The 16,419-nt window shown below is 68.0% G+C and carries 16 protein-coding genes; 3 read left to right on the forward strand and 13 right to left on the reverse strand.

Annotated elements, in window-relative coordinates:
* Positions 1-10 precede the first annotated feature (10 nt).
* A complete protein-coding gene (locus ABNQ38_RS09030) occupies positions 11-904 on the forward strand; it encodes a pirin family protein (protein ID WP_377807143.1) in 894 nt (297 codons plus the stop codon).
* Positions 905-1,115: 211 nt separating this feature from the next.
* On the opposite strand, the gene ABNQ38_RS09035 is transcribed toward ABNQ38_RS09030, so the two are convergent.
* The 11 genes from ABNQ38_RS09035 to ABNQ38_RS09085 all read right to left on the reverse strand — a co-directional run bounded on the left by ABNQ38_RS09035 (position 1,116) and on the right by ABNQ38_RS09085 (position 10,692).
* Positions 1,116-1,460: an iron-sulfur cluster assembly accessory protein gene (locus tag ABNQ38_RS09035; RefSeq protein ID WP_098738185.1), complete on the reverse strand. Its 345-nt coding sequence runs from the start codon at positions 1,458-1,460 to the stop codon at positions 1,116-1,118.
* 22 nt (positions 1,461-1,482) lie between these two features.
* The gene (locus ABNQ38_RS09040) at positions 1,483-1,947 is read right to left on the reverse strand and encodes an iron-sulfur cluster assembly protein (RefSeq protein WP_377807144.1); all 465 of its coding nucleotides are present in this window, start codon (positions 1,945-1,947) and stop codon (positions 1,483-1,485) included.
* A 15-nt stretch (positions 1,948-1,962) separates the two neighbouring features.
* On the reverse strand, positions 1,963-2,430 hold the full coding sequence (sufU, locus tag ABNQ38_RS09045) for a Fe-S cluster assembly sulfur transfer protein SufU (protein ID WP_377807145.1): 468 nt from the start codon (positions 2,428-2,430) through the stop codon (positions 1,963-1,965).
* Entirely contained in the window at positions 2,427-3,689 is a 1,263-nt protein-coding gene (locus tag ABNQ38_RS09050; protein ID WP_377807147.1) for a cysteine desulfurase, read from the reverse strand. The genes sufU and ABNQ38_RS09050 overlap by 4 nt, the downstream gene beginning before the upstream one ends.
* Before the next feature lie 2 nt (positions 3,690-3,691).
* On the reverse strand, positions 3,692-5,059 hold the full coding sequence (sufD, locus tag ABNQ38_RS09055) for a Fe-S cluster assembly protein SufD (RefSeq protein WP_377807148.1): 1,368 nt from the start codon (positions 5,057-5,059) through the stop codon (positions 3,692-3,694).
* The gene (gene sufC, locus ABNQ38_RS09060; protein WP_377807149.1) at positions 5,059-5,811 is read right to left on the reverse strand and encodes a Fe-S cluster assembly ATPase SufC; all 753 of its coding nucleotides are present in this window, start codon (positions 5,809-5,811) and stop codon (positions 5,059-5,061) included. Before sufC ends, sufD begins: the two co-directional genes overlap by 1 nt.
* Positions 5,812-5,891: 80 nt before the next feature.
* The gene (gene sufB, locus ABNQ38_RS09065; RefSeq protein ID WP_200193224.1) at positions 5,892-7,376 is read right to left on the reverse strand and encodes a Fe-S cluster assembly protein SufB; all 1,485 of its coding nucleotides are present in this window, start codon (positions 7,374-7,376) and stop codon (positions 5,892-5,894) included.
* Positions 7,377-7,421: 45 nt separating this feature from the next.
* Complete coding sequence (locus tag ABNQ38_RS09070; RefSeq protein WP_377807150.1) at positions 7,422-7,892, reverse strand: SUF system Fe-S cluster assembly regulator; 471 nt, start codon at positions 7,890-7,892, stop codon at positions 7,422-7,424.
* A gap of 315 nt (positions 7,893-8,207) precedes the next feature.
* Positions 8,208-9,197 (reverse strand): hypothetical protein, encoded by a 990-nt coding sequence (locus ABNQ38_RS09075; protein WP_377807151.1) that lies wholly within the window; start codon positions 9,195-9,197, stop codon positions 8,208-8,210.
* A gap of 11 nt (positions 9,198-9,208) precedes the next feature.
* Positions 9,209-9,634, reverse strand: a complete 426-nt coding sequence (locus ABNQ38_RS09080; protein WP_109451849.1) for a phage holin family protein — start codon at positions 9,632-9,634, stop codon at positions 9,209-9,211.
* Positions 9,631-10,692: a hypothetical protein gene (locus tag ABNQ38_RS09085; RefSeq protein WP_377807152.1), complete on the reverse strand. Its 1,062-nt coding sequence runs from the start codon at positions 10,690-10,692 to the stop codon at positions 9,631-9,633. Before ABNQ38_RS09085 ends, ABNQ38_RS09080 begins: the two co-directional genes overlap by 4 nt.
* A gap of 207 nt (positions 10,693-10,899) precedes the next feature.
* On the opposite strand from ABNQ38_RS09085, the gene ABNQ38_RS09090 reads away from it, so the two are divergent.
* Positions 10,900-12,135 (forward strand): hypothetical protein, encoded by a 1,236-nt coding sequence (locus ABNQ38_RS09090; RefSeq protein ID WP_377807153.1) that lies wholly within the window; start codon positions 10,900-10,902, stop codon positions 12,133-12,135.
* A gap of 159 nt (positions 12,136-12,294) precedes the next feature.
* Positions 12,295-14,454, forward strand: coding sequence for a malate synthase G (locus tag ABNQ38_RS09095; protein ID WP_377807154.1), 2,160 nt, complete (start codon positions 12,295-12,297; stop codon positions 14,452-14,454).
* Between the two features lie 40 nt (positions 14,455-14,494).
* Here ABNQ38_RS09095 and ABNQ38_RS09100 read toward each other — a convergent pair whose 3' ends face one another.
* The gene (locus ABNQ38_RS09100) at positions 14,495-15,817 is read right to left on the reverse strand and encodes a class I SAM-dependent methyltransferase (protein WP_377807155.1); all 1,323 of its coding nucleotides are present in this window, start codon (positions 15,815-15,817) and stop codon (positions 14,495-14,497) included.
* A gap of 12 nt (positions 15,818-15,829) precedes the next feature.
* Complete coding sequence (locus ABNQ38_RS09105; RefSeq protein ID WP_377807156.1) at positions 15,830-16,306, reverse strand: class I SAM-dependent methyltransferase; 477 nt, start codon at positions 16,304-16,306, stop codon at positions 15,830-15,832.
* Positions 16,307-16,419: the final 113 nt, after the last annotated feature.

A 16,419-nucleotide genomic window follows, 5' to 3' on the forward strand; every position in this document is an offset into this window, starting at 1 on the left:
AGGAAGACCCATGCTGGACCTGGTGATCGAGCAGCGCCGCAAAAGCCTTGGCGGTTTCGAAGTGGGGCGGGTTCTGCCCTTCGTCGAGCGGCGGATGGTCGGCCCCTTCGTCTTCTTCGACCATATGGGGCCGGTCGATTTCCAGCCGGGCCTTCCCCGCGACGTCGACGTGCGTCCCCACCCGCACATCGGCCTGTCCACCGTGACCTACCTGTTCGAGGGCGAGATCATGCACCGCGACAGCGTGGGCTCCGAACAGCCGATCCGGCCGGGTGAGGTGAACTGGATGACCGCCGGCCGCGGCATTACCCACTCCGAACGCTTCGAGCGTGCCCGGATGGAGGGCGGGACGATGCACGGCATCCAGGCCTGGGTCGCCCTGCCGGAAGCGGACGAGGAGACCGACCCGGCCTTCGCCCATTACGGCACCGGCGACCTGCCGGTCTTCGAGGACGGCGGCGTGCGCGGCCGGCTGGTGGCGGGCGAGGCGTTCGGGGCCAAGGCGGGGGTGAAGACCCATTCCCCGCTGTTCTACATCCATTGGGACCTCGCCCCCGGCGCCCGCGTCGCCTTGCCGGAGGACGGATGGCAGCGCGCGGCCTATGTGGTTGCGGGAAGCGTGGAGGTGGAGGGGCAGCTGTTCGAGGCGGGGCGGATGATCGTCTTCGCCCCCGGCCATCCGGCGGAGCTGACCGCCGCCACCCAGTCCATCGTCATGGCGGTCGGCGGTGAACCGCTGGGGCAGCGCTACATCGACTGGAATTTCGTGTCGTCCCGCAAGGAGCGGATCGAGCAGGCCAAGGCGGACTGGCGGGCCGGGCGGATGAAGCTGCCGGATCTCGACAACGGCGAGTTCATCCCGTTGCCGGAGATGCCGAAGCCGCCGGCGAATCCGATGTCGTGAGGGAGCTTACCCTCTCGATTCTCCCTCTCCCCCTGGGGAGAGGGTCGGGGTGAGGGGGATGCGTGGGCTGGATTCTGTAGGGAGCGGGGGGGGGGCTGGATGCTTGAGAATCATCGCCGCGCGACCCCCTCACCCTAACCCTCTCCCCAGGGGGGAGAGGGGACTTTGGAGCGTGGGAGAGAGCGCTTTTCCCCCGTCCTCTTAAGGCCAGTCAGACGTGGAAGCTCTCGCCGCAGCCGCAACGGCCCTTTTCGTTGGGGTTCTTGAAGACGAAGCCGGTCTGGAACTTGTCGTCGACATAGTCCATCTCGCTGCCGATCAGGAACATGACGGCGGCCGGGTCGATCAGGATGGTGACGCCCTTGTCCTCCACCACCTCGTCGAACTTCATCTTCTCCTTGGCATACTGAACGTCGTAGCTGAGGCCGGAGCAGCCGCGCGCCTTCACGCCGATGCGCAGGCCGACCATGTCGTCGGTGGCCTTGGACATCAGCGCCTTGACGCGCTCCGCGGCGGCGTCGGTGATCGTGAGCGCCTTGGGCAGGGGGCGGGCCATGGTGACGGTCTCCTAATGCGGCTCAGAACATATCCAGTTGCAGGCGGGCTTCCTCGGACATCATGCCCTGGTGCCACGGGGGCTCCCACACCAGCTCGATCTTGACCTCGTTGACGTCCTCGACGCCCAGCACGGCCTGACGGACCTGCTCGGGCAGTTCGCCGGCCACCGGACACATGGGGCTGGTCAGCGTCATATCAATCTCGACATTGCGCTGACCATCCATGTCCACACGGTAGATCAGCCCCAGTTCCCAGATGTCGACCGGGATCTCGGGATCGTAGCAGGTCTTGATGGCCGCCACGACGCGATCCATGATCTCCTCCCGCGGGTCGTAACCCTCGGGCGGCTGGGGCATCGGGGCGAATTCCGACTTGGCTTCGGCGGTTTCGGCAGCAGTCTCGGCGGTGGTCTGCGCCTTCAACTGCGCCTCGGCTTCGGCCGGATTGGGAGCCATCGGGCGCTGGGTCAGGGCTTCATCGGGCATTTCGATCCCCTTCCGTCAAAACTGGTCGCTGGAGGCCGAAGCCTCACCATGGAGTGCCGCGTTCATGGCGTGCCAGGCCAGCGTCGCGCACTTCACCCGCACCGGGAACTGGCGCACGCCCGACATCACCATCAGCTTTTCCATCGTCTCGTCGTCGACACCTTCGGGGATATCGGGCTCGTCCTGGGTGCATAGCTCGTGGAAGGCGTGGAACAGCGTTTCCGCCTCCGCCGCCGTCTTGCCATGCACCAGCTCCGTCATCATCGAGGCGCTGGCGGTTGAGATGGCACAGCCGCGGCCCTGGAAGGCCACATCGTCCACCACCCCGTCCTTCAGGGTCAGATAGACCATGAAGCGGTCGCCGCACATCGGATTCTCGCCCTTCGCCTCGCGGTTGGCGTCGTCGGGATGGCGGAAGTTGCGGGGATGCTTGCCGTGGTCCAGGATCACTTCCTGATACAGCTCGCGCAGATCGTCCATCATGCTCCGAAGAACTCCTTGACCGCCTGGATGGATTGGACGAGGGCGTCGGCTTCCTCCCGGGTGTTGTAGAGGCCGAAGGAGGCGCGGACGGTCGGTCCGACGCCGAACCGCTCGGCCAGCGGCTCGGCGCAATGGCGGCCGACGCGCACGGCGACGCCATACTGGTCGACGATGGTGCCGACGTCGTGCGGGTGCACGCCCTCCAGCGCGAAGGAGACGATCGGCCCCTTGTCGGGCGCGGTGCCGACGATGCGCAGGCCGTCGATCTGCGACAGCTGCTGGGTGGCGTATTGCAGCAGATCGTGCTCGTGCGCGGCGATGGCGTCGCGGCCGAGAGCCTCGACATAATCGACGGCGGCACCCAGCCCGATCACCTCGGTGATCGGCGGCGTGCCGGCCTCGAAGCGCGACGGCGGCGCCTTGAAGGTGGTGCCTTCGAAGCTGACGCTCTCGATCATGTCGCCGCCGCCCTGGTAGGGGGGCATCTTCTTCAGGAGGTCGTACTTGCCGTACAGCACGCCGAGGCCGGTCGGGCCGTAGAGCTTGTGCGCGGTGAAGACGTAGAAGTCGGCATCGATGTCCTGCACGTCGACCGTGCCGTGCACCACTGCCTGACTGCCGTCGAACAGCACCGGGACGCCACGCTCATGCGCCAGCGTCGCGATGGTCTTGGCCGGGGTGACGGTGCCCAGCACGTTGGAGCAGTGGGTGATCGCCACCAGCTTGGTGCGGTCGGACAGCAGGCTGCGATAGGCATCCATGTCGAGGACGCCGTCCTCGTCGCAGGGCACGACCTTGATGACGATCTTCTTCTCGGCCTGGAGCAGCTGCCACGGAACGATGTTCGCGTGATGCTCCATGATCGACAGGATGACCTCGTCGCCTTCGGTCAGGAAGGTCCGGCCATAGCTGCTGGCTACGAGGTTGATCGCTTCGGTCGAGCTGCGGGTGAAGACGATGCAGCGGTCGTTCGGCGCATTCAGGAAGCGCGCGACCTTGGTGCGCACCGCCTCGAACTGGTCGGTCGCGGTCTGCGACAGGAAATGGACGCCGCGGTGGATGTTGGAATAATCCTCCTCCAGGAAGCGGGTCATGGCCTGGATGACCTGACGCGGCTTCTGGGCGGATGCCCCGCTGTCCAGATAGACCAGCGGCTTGCCGGGCTTTCCCTTCCTGGCGTGGACGCTGCGGGCGAGGATCGGGAAATCCTCCCGCACCCGCTGCACGTCGTAGGCTTGGTTCAGGATGGCATCGGACATGGTTACTTCTGCTCCTCCAGCCAGCCGGCCACGATCCCCTGGAAGGCGTCGCGGATCGACTCTTCAGCGATTTCCTCAAGGGATTCCGACAGGAAGGCGCCGACCAGCAGGCCCTGGGCGGTGTCGCGGTCGATGCCGCGGGCGCGCAGGTAGAACAGCGCGTCGTCGTCCAGTTCGCCCGCCGTGCAGCCGTGGCTGCACTTCACGTCGTCGGCGTGGATTTCCAGTTCCGGCTTGCTGTCGATCTCGGCCCCGTCCGACAGCAGCAGGGCGCGGTTCAGCTGGTAGCCGTCGGTCTTCTGCGCGCCGGGGCAGACGGTGATCTTGCCCTGGAACACCGCGCGCGCGGTGTCGTCGATGACGCCCTTGTAGACCTCGCGGCTGGTGCCGTTCGGCTGGGCGTGGACGATCAGCGTGGTGGTGTCGGCATGCTGGCTGCCGCGGACCAGATAGCCGCCGCTGACATGCGTCCGCGCGTCGGTGCCGTCCAGCCGGCTGACCACCTCGTTGCGCGACAGCTTCGCACCCGTGGTCAGGATGAAGTTGTCGTAGCATCCGCCGGTCGCCACCGTCGCCGCGATGTGCGACAGGTGGATGGCGCCGCCGCCGTCACGCTGCGACTTGTAATGGTGCAGCGTGGCGCCTTCGCCGACGAAGACCTCGGTGACATAGTTGGACAGCGTGGTGCCAGCACCGCGGCCGACATGATGTTCGACCACCACCGCCTTGGAGCCAGCCTCCGCGATCAGCAGGCTGCGCGGGTGGCAGGTGGTCGCCTGCGCCTCCGACCCGACGGAGACGAAGACCAGCTCGATGGGGCGTTCGACCTGGACGCCGGCCGGCACATGCAGGACGGCACCGTCGGCAAGGTAGGCGCTGTTCAGCGCCACCAGGGGGCGGTCGTCCGCCGCGGCGAGGCGGCCGATATGGTCGGCCAGCAGGCCGGAATGGGTGGTCAGCGCGGCGTCGAGGCTCAGCAGATCGACACGCGGCGGCAGCCCGTCGACCGACGACAGGTCGGCGCGGAAACGGCCGTCGACGAAGACCAGACGCGGACCGTCCTGCCCCTCGGCCCGCACCGTCGGCAGAAAATCGATCACGGCGGCGGCGGGGGCAGCCGGCTGGAAATTCGTCTTGGCGAGGTCGCGCAGGTTGGTGTAGCGCCAGCTCTCGTTCCTGATCGTCGGCAGGCCGACGGCGGCGAAGCGCTCGCGGCCGGCGGCGCGAAGCTCGGTCAGCCAGGACAGGCCGCTGCCGGGCAGGCCGGCACCCACCTCGTCGAGCGGCGCCAGGAAGGCCGGCGCCGTCGCCGGATCGGCGCCGCGCGTCGAGTAGGTCATCGGGTGAAGGGGGGAGTGGTGGGCCGTCATCACGCCGCCTCGCTCGCGCCGAAGTCGCGGTAGCCGTTCTTCTCCAGCTCCAGCGCCAGTTCCTTGCCGCCCGACTTCACGATGCGGCCGGCGGCCAGCACATGGACATGGTCGGGAATGATGTAATCGAGCAGGCGCTGGTAGTGGGTGATGACCAGCATCGAGCGCTCCGGCGAGCGCAGCGCGTTGACGCCCTCGGCGACGATCTTCAGCGCGTCGATGTCGAGGCCGCTGTCGGTCTCGTCGAGGATGGCGAATTTCGGTTCCAGCACCGCCATCTGCAGCGTCTCGTTGCGCTTCTTCTCGCCGCCGGAGAAGCCGACATTTACAGCGCGCTTCAGCATCTCGTCGCTCATGCTGAGCGCCTTGGTCTTCTCGCGGATCAGCTTGAGGAACTGCATGGCGTCGAGTTCCTTCTCGCCGCGATGCTTGCGGATGGCGTTGATCGCCGTCTTGAGGAAGGTGGTGTTGCCGACGCCGGGGATTTCCACCGGATACTGGAAGGCCAGGAAGACGCCCTCGGCGGCCCGCTCCTCCGGCTCCATCGCCAACAAGTCCTTGCCGTAATAGGTGACCGAACCTTCCGTGACCTCGTAGCCGTCGCGGCCGGCCAGCACGTAGGACATGGTGCTCTTGCCGGCGCCGTTCGGCCCCATGATGGCATGGACCTCGCCCGGGCGGATGGTCAGGTCGACGCCCTTGAGGATTTCCTTGCCGTCCACGGTGGCGTGCAGGTTCTTGATTTCGATCATCGTCTTCGCCTCGTTGTCTTCTTCAGGCCGCCGGCACGCCGTCCGGTCTTCACGTTCTCGTCGGTGGGTGGGACGTGTCCTTAGCCCACGCTGCCTTCCAGGCTGATGCCCACCAGCTTCTGCGCCTCCACGGCGAATTCCATCGGGAGTTCCTTCAGGACCTCCTTGCAGAAGCCGTTGACGATCAGGGACACCGCGTCCTCTTCCGAGATGCCGCGCTGGCGGCAGTAGAAGAGCTGGTCCTCGCTGATCTTCGCTGTCGTCGCCTCATGCTCGATGCGGGCGGAGCGGTTGCGGCTCTCGATGTAGGGGACGGTGTGGGCGCCGCACTGGTCGCCGATCAGCAGGCTGTCGCACTGGGTGTGGTTGCGCGCACCCTCCGCCCTGGGCAGGATCTTCACCAGGCCGCGGTAGGTCTGCTGAGCCTTGCCGGCCGAGATGCCCTTCGACACGATTGTGCTGCGGGTGTTCTTGCCGATGTGGATCATCTTGGTGCCGGTGTCGGCCTGCTGGAAGTTGTTGGTGATGGCGACCGAATAGAACTCGCCCACCGAATTGTCGCCTTGCAGGATGCAGCTCGGATACTTCCAGGTGATCGCCGAGCCGGTCTCGACCTGCGTCCAGGAGATCTTGGAATTTTTGCCGCGGCAGGCGCCGCGCTTGGTGACGAAGTTGTAGATGCCGCCGACGCCTTCGGCATTGCCGGGGTACCAGTTCTGGACAGTCGAATACTTGATCGTCGCGTCGTCCATCGCCACCAGCTCGACCACCGCGGCGTGCAGCTGGTTCTCGTCGCGCTGGGGTGCCGTGCAGCCTTCCAGATAGCTGACATAGGCGCCCTCGTCGGCGATGATCAGCGTCCGCTCGAACTGGCCGGTGTTGGCCTGGTTGATGCGGAAGTAGGTCGACAGCTCCATCGGGCAGCGCACGCCCTTGGGGATGTAGACGAAGCTGCCGTCGGTGAAGACCGCGCAGTTCAGCGTCGCATAATAGTTGTCGGTGTAGGGCACCACCGAGCCGAGATACTTCTTCACCAGCTCCGGGTGCTTCTGCACCGCCTCGGAGATCGCGCAGAAGATGATGCCCATCTCCTCCAGCTTCGCCTTGAAGGTGGTGGCGACCGACACGCTGTCGAACACGGCGTCCACGGCGATGGCCGGGCTCTTGCCCTCCGACCCCTCGACGCCGGCCAGGATCTCCTGCTCACGCAGCGGGATGCCCAGCTTCTCGTAGGTCTTCAGCAGTTCGGGATCGACCTCGTCCAGCGACTTCGGACCGGCCTTCTTCTTCGGCGCCGCATAGTAATGCGCGTCCTGATAGTCGATGGGCGGGAAGCTGACGGCGGCCCACTGCGGCTCCTCCATCGTCTGCCAGACGCGGAACGCCTTCAGGCGCCACTCCAGCAGCCACTCCGGCTCCTCCTTCTTGGCGGAGATGAAGCGGACGATGTCCTCGTTCAGGCCCTTCGGCGCGACGTCGGCCTCGATGTCGGTCGTGAAGCCGTACTTGTACTTCTGCTCCGTGACGGCGCGGACCTGCTCGACGGTTTCCGGTTGGGCGGCCATGGCTTTGCCTCGTCCTTCTCAAGAATGCTGTTCGGTGCGCGCCGTTCAGTGCGCAGGGCGGGCCGGCTGGGCGGCTGTGGAATTAGTTGTGGCTGCCGGAGCCGGGAAGGTGATCGTGACCATCATGTCGGCCAGCGACACCTCCTCCAGCGCGCCGCGGATGGCGCGGTTCACCTTTTCCCAACCGCCGCGCATGGGGCAAAGTTGCTCCACTCCGCATTGGCTGTCGGCGCCGTCGACGCAGGCGGTCAGCGCGATGGGACCGTCGAGCGCCGTGATGATTTCCGCGATGGAGATTGCATCGGCCGGCCGGCTCAGCGCATAACCGCCGGCAGCACCCCGTTGCGAGGTGGTGAGCCCGGCAGGCGTCATCGCCTTCATCAGCTTGGCGACGGTGGGGGCGGGAACGCCGGTGCGGTCGGCAAGATGGGCGACGGTATGGACCGTGCCGACCTGGCGCGCCATCTCGCTCAGCACGACGATGGCATAGTCGGTCAGCTTGCTCAGCCGGATCATGCCCGCACCCCGTTTCACCCCGGTTTCGAATACAGGACCAATTTAGTCCTGATTGCTCCGGGGGGCAAGGGGCGTTTGTCGATAAAAGTGCAGGGTTTCCGCGGCTTTCGCGGGTTTGCATGGCTGATGTGCCGGCAATACCCGTCAACGCCGCTCGGTTATAGCGTCGCGATTGTCCCCACGCTACAGCGAAGCCGCAGGTCAGGGGACGGGATGCGGCGGTTTGCCGCAGGGTGGCGAAAGAGAGACCTCCAATGCGGAAAACCCCGCGCCGGGAGCGGCGCGGGGTCGGTCCTGTGGTGATGGAAGCGGCGGTCAGCCGGGCTTCTTCACTTCCTCGCGGGCGGCGTTGGTGGCTTCGGTGACGACGTCGCGGACGTCTTCCTTGGCCGACTCGACCACCGTCTGGGCGGCCGCCTGGGCGGCGCGGGTGCCGCGGTCCAGCGCGTCCATGGCGATGGCCTTGGCCCGCTCGGTCGCCTCGTCGGCATAATCGCCGACCCACTGCTTCTCATAGCGGGTGCCGGGCAGGGCGGCGCCGATGGCCGCACCCAGCGCCACGCCCATGGCGCCGGCGACGATGGGATGATCCTCGACGAGGTCCCAGAAGCCGGTCGACATGTCGTGCGCACGATGGCGCAGATGGTCGGTCGACGGGGCCATCGAGGACAGCCGCGACACACCGCGGCTGACATAACCCTGCGACTGGCGCTGGGTATGAAGGTCGCCCCGGCCAGACCCATGGTCATTGTCCGAGCCGCCCACCATGCCGCTGACGGTGCCGGATGCGCTATCATAGGCCGAGCTGGCGGCGTTGCGGACGCTTTCGCCGGCGTCGCTCAGCGTTTCACGGGCATAGTCCACGGCGTCGCCCATGCGGTTTCGGGCGGAACGGACCGTGCTGGACCGGGCGATGCGGCGGTCGTAGCCGGTGCTGGACAGGGCCAGCCAGCCAAGCCCGATGCCGACCAGTGCCAGCGGAATCGGGTTGCTGGTGACGCTGTCAAGCACTGACCCTGAGGACTGGGACTGCCGGCGATTGTAATGGACGGTCTGGCCGCTTTCGTAACGGTCGGTCTGGTGCAGGTTGGCGCGCTGGGACGGAGTGTCCGGCGTCGACGGCGAATAGGTGTGCTTCATGGAATTCTCCATCAGGGATTGGGGAGACCACCGCGTCAGACTGTCGCGCAGACGGGATGTCCGGTCGCGCAGCGCATCGACGGTGCCGCCGATGCGCGCGCGGCTGGCGCGGATGTCGCCCTCAAGGGCGTCGAGATCCTTGGTTTGACGATCGTCGTCCGTCATCGGCCGGCCCCTCAGCGGGCAAGCTGGGATTTCGCCCAGCGCTTGTCCTCGTCCAGCGTGTTCATGGTGCGGCGGGGGCGGAGGTTGGCGGGGCTCAGCCGGTTCTTGCCGACGTAAGCCAGGATGCCGCCCACCGCCAGAACCACCACGCCGACGATCAGCGCGGACAGCCACGGGGCCAGGACGTTGGACAGGCCGAGAACCGCGGAGGCAAGCAGGACCAGGACGCCGGCGAAGGCGACTAGTCCGCCGACGGCGATGAAGGCCACGCCGCCGGCGGCCTCGGTGGCCTTGTCGGTCAGTTCGGCCTTCGCCAACGCGATCTCGGATCGGGCGAGGTTGGCGGATTCGCGGGCGAGATCGGCGAACAGGCCGGCGAGGGGCCGGTCCTGCCGCGGATCCCGCGGCTCGTCATAGCGGTTCTCGGCGGCGCTCATGGACGCTGACCCTGCGGCTTGGAGGTGGAGGAGGTGGCCCCGGCAGGGCCGCCCTGGCTACCGCCCTGGACGCTGCCGATTCCGGTGGTGCCCGAGTTCACGCCGCCGCCGGCGGCACCCGACACGCCGGCCGGCGCGCCGATGGTGCTGGTGCCGAGAGCGGTGTCCGCCGACGGCGAGGCGCCGTGGCCGGTGACCGAGGCCGGGGCGGTGGACAGCGGCATGCCGATGCGGCCGGCGGCCTGCTTCGGCTCACCCAGACGCTCCGACCCGCGTTCGGACTCCATGCGGCCGGCCAGATGGCCGGTGTTCACGCCGGACGAACCCGTCGTCGGGGTGTCGGCGCTGTGGGACGGGGTGCTGCGGCTGACGGACTCGCCGATGCCGCCAGCCATGCCGCGGCTGGGGGTGGCGCCGCGGTTCATGTCGCGATTGCGGTCGCGGCCGGTATCGCGACCGGCGTCGTAGGAGGCGCCGCGGGCGGTGCGCACGGTCTGCGACGGGTGCGCATTGCCTCGAAGCGAAGTCGAGGCGCGGTGCATGCGGCGGTCGTTGGAGCTTTTGAGGAAGCGCGCAGCGAGGAAGCCGACGGCGAAGGCGGCGCCGATGAACACCTCGGGCTGGCGGCGGGCGAAGCCCTCGACCTCGCCGACGATGTCGTCGACCGAGGCGTCGCGCAGCATGTCGGCGACACGCTCGACGCGGCTGGCCGCCTGCTCGGCGTAATCGGCGACCACGCCGCCATTTTCCTCATTCAGCTGCTCGGCGGCCTTGTGCAGGGCCTGGGCGACGCCGCCCAACTGGTCGGCGGCGCGGCCGGTCTGCTGTTCCAGCAGCGAGCGGATACGGCCCTGGGCGTTGCCCAGCGTCTCGCGCCCGGTGGACATCACGTCGTCGGCCGCGCGGTTGACGGTCTTCTTCATCTCATCGACGCTGCCGCCGATGCTGGAGCTGCCGGCAGCGAAATTTCCGGTCGGCGAGCTTCCAGCGGTTGAACTTCCGGTGGTGGAGCCGGTCGGGGTCGGTCCGCCGGTGCCGGTCATGTCGCGGTTCGGCATCTTGTCTTTCCTCCTCGGGGATTCCGGTAGTCCGTGGCTCCGCGCCTGCGGTATCGAACCGCCCGTTGCGGAAGCGGGTGTCGGGAAGTGAAACACCGCCCAAGCCTTCGGGGTTCCACGCAGGCACCGCGCGAAATGGACAGTTTCTTCGATTGTGCTAAACTTTGCCGCGAACAAGTTGGTTCGGCCGGACCGGGGGGTGGCGGCATGAGCGTCTTCAGCGTGGTGGCCGACGGTCAGGCCGGACTTTTCCGCCTGCAGCAAGCGAAGAAGCCGTGGGAGAAGGAGCTGCAGGCCAAGGACGCCCACGGCCAGCTCGCCCACAAGTCGGAGCGCGCACAGGCGCTGACCCAGGCCGCCGCCAAATGGCAGAGCGACCATGCCAGCGCCCAGGCGGCGCTGGAGGAGGCGAGGCGGGTCGGCGGGCCCAAGCAGGCGGCTGCCGCGCGGCTTGAGCAGGTCGAACGCAAGATCGAGCAATTGAAGCTGGCGATGCGCTTTGCCCAGGGCGATCCGCAGAAGCTGGCGACGCTGGCGCGGGAGGCGGCGCTGCTGGCGCGCGAGGCCGGGCGCGCCGCCAAGGAATATGGCGCCGGCATCAAGGCCGCGGCGGAGTTGGGGCTGCCGGGTGACAGCAGCGCCGCCACCGGCGGCGGCACGATGCTGTCGTCGGAGACGACGATCACCCGCACCACCACCAGCCTGACCCTGCAACAGACCGAAGTGACGCTGACCATCGGCATCTCGACGGGGGAGGGGGCGTCGGCTGCCGCCGGTTCCGCGGAGAGCGCCGCCGACTTGATGGCGGCCGATGCCAGCGCCGATGCGGACGCCCAGTCCACGGGCGCGGCGGAGATGCGGGACGGTAAACTGCCCGCCGATATCGCCCGCATGGTGGAGGATGTGCTGTCGGGCCTGGGCAACGGTGGGATGACCGCGGCCAGCCCGTCTGGCTCCGATCCGTCAGGGGCAGATCCGTCCGCTGCCGGCCAGCCGGCCGATGGCCACTCCGCTGCCGGCCAGGCCGCCGCTCCGACGGCCGGCCCCGGCGGGCGGAGCGCGATGATCCAGCAGCTGATGGCCGACAACGCCACGAAGATGTCGCGCTATCGCGAGGCCGACACCTTCGGCCAGCGGGTGGAGGGGGTGCTCGCCACCTCCAAGCGCATCATCGGTGAGGCGAAGGCCGCCAACATGCTGGACGAGTCGGAAAAACGGCGGCGCGAACGGCGGGAAGGCTTCAAGGCCGACGACAAGATGGTCGAAGCCGCCCAGAAGGAGGTCAACGCCCTGCGCGTTGCAGCACTCGGGTCCAGCAAGGAACTCGGGCAGGCGCTCGGCGGCAGCGCGGAGGGGGCGGAGGTTCCGACCCTGTCGACCGCCGCCGCCTCGGCTGCCCAGCCCGCCCCCCAATCGGCTGCGGTGCTGAATCTGCTGGCGTGAGCGCGGCCGGTCCGGTGCCGGCCGCCTGCTACCATTTCTCCATACGCTGCGGTGCGACATTGTGTTGACCGGCTCGCGCGGAAGACGCGATAACCGATGACAAAGACTCCCGGAGAGGAGTCTGCGAACCGAGCGCAAGAGAATGGGACACGCAACGAGATGAGCAACTGGATCCGCCGTGGCGGCCTCGAAATCGCCCGCCCGCTGTACGACTTCATCAATGACGAGGCGCTGCCGGGGACCGGTGTCGACGCCGACCGTCTCTGGAGCGGCCTCGACCAGCTCCTGCACGATCTGGCGCCGCGCAACAAGGCTCTGCTGGACAAGCGCGACAGCCTGCAGGCGCAGATCGACGGCTGGCACACCGCCCGCCGCGGTAAGATCTTCGATCAGGCCGAATACGAGTCCTTCCTGCGCGAGATCGGCTATCTGGTGCCGGAGGGCGGCGACTTCGCCGTCGGCACCGGCAACGTCGATCCGGAGATCGCCTATCTCGCCGGCCCGCAGCTGGTGGTGCCGATCACCAATGCCCGCTATGCCCTGAACGCCGCCAACGCGCGCTGGGGCAGCCTGTACGACGCGCTGTACGGCACCGACGCCATCCCCGGCACCCCGGCGGCCGGCGGCTATGACGCCGCCCGCGGCGCGCAGGTGATCGCCTGGGCCCGCAAGTTCCTCGACGAGAGCGTTCCACTGGCCGACGGCAGCCATGCCGACGCCGCCGGCTATGCGGTCGAGGGCGAGGCGCTGGCGGTGACGCTGAAGGACGGGCGCAAGACCGGCCTGAAGGACAAGGCCGCCTTCGTCGGCTGGCAGGGCGAGGCGTCGGCGCCGTCGGCGGTGCTGCTGGTCCAGAACGGCACCCACATCGAAATCCGCATCGACCGCAGCAGCGTGATCGGCAAGGACGATGCCGCCGGCGTCGCCGACGTCGTGCTGGAAGCCGCGCTGTCGACCATCCAGGACTGCGAGGATTCGGTCGCCGCCGTGGATGCGGAGGACAAGGTCGTCGCCTACCGCAACTGGCTGGGCCTGATGAAGGGCACGCTGGAGGCCAGCTTCCCCAAGGGCGACAAGACCGTCGTCCGCAAGCTGAATCCCGACCGCGTCTACACCACGCCGACCGGCAGCGTCACCCTGCATGGCCGCAGCCTGCTGCTGGTCCGCAACGTCGGCCATCTGATGACCATCGACATGGTCAAGCTGTCCGACGGCAGCGAGGCGCCGGAAGGCATCCTCGACGGCGTCTTCACCTCGCTGATCGCGCTGCACGACTTGAAGGCTGAGGGTGGGCTGCGCAACAGCCGCGCCGGCTCGGTCTACATCGTGAAGCCGAAGATGCATGGGCCGGAGGAGGTCGCCTTCGCCGACGAGCTGTTCGGCCGCGTCGAGGATCTGCTGGGCATCGCCCGCAACACCCTCAAGGTCGGCATCATGGACGAGGAGCGCCGCACCAGCGTCAATCTCAAGGAGTGCATCCGCGCCGCCAAGGACCGGGTGGTGTTCATCAACACCGGCTTCCTGGACCGCACCGGTGACGAGATCCACACCTCGATGGAGGCCGGCCCGGTCGTCCGCAAGGCGGCGATGAAGGCCACCAAGTGGATCTCAGCCTATGAGGACAACAATGTCGATGTCGGGCTGCGCGCCGGTCTGAAGGGCCGCGCCCAGATCGGCAAGGGCATGTGGGCGATGCCCGACCTGATGGCCGACATGCTGGTCGCCAAGATCGGCCATCCGAAGGCCGGCGCCAACACCGCCTGGGTGCCGTCGCCGACCGCCGCCACCCTGCACGCCACCCACTATCACGCGGTGAATGTGGCCGAGGTGCAGGACCAGCTGGCCAAGCGGCAGGCCGCCGCCCTGTCCGACATCCTGACCATCCCGCTCGCCGACCGTCCCAACTGGTCGGAGGACGAGGTCCGGCAGGAACTGGAGAACAACGCCCAGGGCATCCTCGGCTATGTGGTGCGCTGGATCGACCAGGGCGTCGGCTGCTCCAAGGTGCCGGACATCCACGATGTCGGGCTGATGGAAGACCGCGCCACCCTGCGCATCTCCAGCCAGCACATCGCCAACTGGCTGCATCACGGCATCTGCACCGAGGCCCAGGTGATGGAGGTCATGAAGCGCATGGCCGCCGTCGTCGACAAGCAGAATGCCGGCGACCCGCTGTACAAGCCGATGGCCGGCAACTTCGACGGCAGCATCGCCTTCCAGGCCGCCTGCGATCTGGTGTTCAAGGGCCGCGTCCAGCCGAACGGCTACACCGAGCCGGTCCTGCATGCGCGTCGCCGTCAGGTGAAGGCGGCCGGTTGAGGTCGGTCTTCGCTGCGGGGGGCATCGCTCCCCGCAGCATTTATTCCGAGTGGCCGATGCCCAGCACCCGCACCGCCACCTGCTTGGTGTAGGGGCTGGCGGCGAAATACTCGTAGCGCACCGCGTTCTCCGCGACGAATTCCTGGAACGCCCGGTACTCGTCGTCGCGCCAGCTGCGGTTGCCGATATACTCGTCGAAGACGACGATCGTTCCCGGACGCACCCGGTCCGCCAGCGCGGTCAGCACGGTGCGGGCCGAGGCGTAGATGTCGCTGTCGACATTGACAAAGCGCACCGGCCCCGGATGGGCTGACAGGAACGGCGGCAGGCTCTCCTCGAACCAGCCGACATGAAGGCGGGCGTTGTCGCGCACCGGCGGCAGCTGGCTGCCGGTGGTCAGCACGCCGCGGGGAGAGTTGACCCATCCCTCCGGCAGGCCCTCGAACGAATCGAAGCCGTGGACCTCCTGGCCTGCGGCGTCGGCGATGTGGTCGAGCGAGGTGCCGCGCCGTACGCCGAACTCCAGCACCAGTCCGGGGGTGGTTGCGCATGCGACCGCGTGACGCAACAGCCGGCCGCTGTTGCCGAACAGCCGGAAGTCGGCGGAGAGCTTCGGCAGCAGCGCCTTGACCCCGTTGGGCAGCGGGCGGCGCTTCGGGTTGTCGCCGACCTCCGCCGCCTCCACCGCGTCGGCCTCGGCATCGCGGCCGAGCAGCCGCAGGGTGGCGGCGAGATAGCCCCAGTATTTGCCGGCGGCGCCGCCGCAGCGGGTGGCGCGGCGCAGGCGGCGCAGGGCCTCGTCGGGGCCATGATCGTGCAGGGCCTGGGCATGGCTGCCGAACCATGCCGCGGCATGTTCGGGATCGTCGGCCAGCAGCGCGTCGAAATGGGCCAGCGCCTCCCCGTCGCGCCCGAGATAGGCGGCGGCCGTGGCAGCCTCGAAGCGGATGTCGAGGGAAAGGTCGCCGGCGGCCAACGCCTCGCGCGTCACGGCAATCGCGTCGCTGTAGCGGGCGTCGCGGCGCAAGGCTCCGGCCAGCGCCGCCGTCAGATCGGGGCGTCCGGGGGCAACGCGCAGCGCGCGTTCCAGCCAAGTAACGGCGGGGAAGGGGGCGTTGTCGGCCTGATGGGCCTTGGCGAGCATGGCCAGCCGGTCGGCGTCTCCGGGGCTGTCGGCCAGCACCCGGCGCAGGCAGGCGACGGCGGCGGCCGGACCGCGATGGCCGAGATGGGCCAGCCCCAGCAGATGGAGCCGCTCGATCCCGGAGGACGCGGGTGCGCCGCGAAGCAGGCGCAGGGCGGGGCGGTAACGGCGCGCGTCGATCAGGGCGCGCGCCTCGTCCAGTACGGTATCAGCGGTCAAAATGACTCGTCGTCAGGGCAGCCTGCGGAAGGTCCAGACCGACGCCGGGGGCAGGTTCCGGGCGATCCAGGCATGGCGCCGCGGCTTCAACCGCAGCCGCCGGATCAATTCCGGATTGACCGGGGCGAAGGGACCGTAGGTGAATTGCACGAAAACGCCGTCGGGCGCCAGCACGGAAAAGGCGCCGCGCACGATCCGTGCCTGCACCGACAGCGGCATGGCGATCAGCGGCAGGCCGGAAACCACAGCGTCGCAGCTCTCCCAGCCATGGGCCTGGACGATGCGGTGAACCCGCGTCGCGTCGCCGCGCACCACCGTGGCGCTGGGGTGCAGCATCGACAGATGGTCGGCGAAGGCGGGATCGAGTTCCACCATCAGCAGATTGTCGGGCGTGACGCCATGGGCCAGCAGCGCCGAGGTGACCGGACCGGTGCCCGGCCCCAGCTCCACCACCCGCCGTGTGGGGCTGCACTGGGCGGCTTTCGCCATCGTCCGGCACAGTTCAGGTCCACTTGGAGTTACCGACGCGACCTTCAGTGGTGAGCGAATCCAGCGCTCGACAAAAAGCTTGCGCTCAGCAAGTGACATCGACCGACCTCCCA

This window comes from Azospirillum sp. A29, from assembly GCF_042604625.1.
Classification (GTDB): Bacteria; Pseudomonadota; Alphaproteobacteria; order Azospirillales; family Azospirillaceae; genus Azospirillum; species Azospirillum palustre.

Bases quoted from the DNA above. Each gene is read 5' to 3' on its own strand.
- sufB (WP_200193224.1), bottom strand. From the start codon at position 7,376: ATGGCCGCCCAACCGGAAACCGTCGAGCAGGTCCGCGCCGTCACGGAG.
- sufD (WP_377807148.1), bottom strand. From the start codon at position 5,059: ATGACGGCCCACCACTCCCCCCTTCACCCGATGACCTACTCGACGCGC.
- ABNQ38_RS09075 (WP_377807151.1), bottom strand. From the start codon at position 9,197: ATGACGGACGACGATCGTCAAACCAAGGATCTCGACGCCCTTGAGGGC.
- ABNQ38_RS09095 (WP_377807154.1), top strand. From the start codon at position 12,295: ATGAGCAACTGGATCCGCCGTGGCGGCCTCGAAATCGCCCGCCCGCTG.
- ABNQ38_RS09080 (WP_109451849.1), bottom strand. From the start codon at position 9,634: ATGAGCGCCGCCGAGAACCGCTATGACGAGCCGCGGGATCCGCGGCAG.
- ABNQ38_RS09085 (WP_377807152.1), bottom strand. From the start codon at position 10,692: ATGCCGAACCGCGACATGACCGGCACCGGCGGACCGACCCCGACCGGC.
- sufC (WP_377807149.1), bottom strand. From the start codon at position 5,811: ATGATCGAAATCAAGAACCTGCACGCCACCGTGGACGGCAAGGAAATC.
- ABNQ38_RS09030 (WP_377807143.1), top strand. From the start codon at position 11: ATGCTGGACCTGGTGATCGAGCAGCGCCGCAAAAGCCTTGGCGGTTTC.
- sufU (WP_377807145.1), bottom strand. From the start codon at position 2,430: ATGATGGACGATCTGCGCGAGCTGTATCAGGAAGTGATCCTGGACCAC.
- ABNQ38_RS09105 (WP_377807156.1), bottom strand. From the start codon at position 16,306: ATGGCGAAAGCCGCCCAGTGCAGCCCCACACGGCGGGTGGTGGAGCTG.
- ABNQ38_RS09050 (WP_377807147.1), bottom strand. From the start codon at position 3,689: ATGTCCGATGCCATCCTGAACCAAGCCTACGACGTGCAGCGGGTGCGG.
- ABNQ38_RS09090 (WP_377807153.1), top strand. From the start codon at position 10,900: ATGAGCGTCTTCAGCGTGGTGGCCGACGGTCAGGCCGGACTTTTCCGC.
- ABNQ38_RS09035 (WP_098738185.1), bottom strand. From the start codon at position 1,460: ATGGCCCGCCCCCTGCCCAAGGCGCTCACGATCACCGACGCCGCCGCG.
- ABNQ38_RS09070 (WP_377807150.1), bottom strand. From the start codon at position 7,892: ATGATCCGGCTGAGCAAGCTGACCGACTATGCCATCGTCGTGCTGAGC.
- ABNQ38_RS09040 (WP_377807144.1), bottom strand. From the start codon at position 1,947: ATGCCCGATGAAGCCCTGACCCAGCGCCCGATGGCTCCCAATCCGGCC.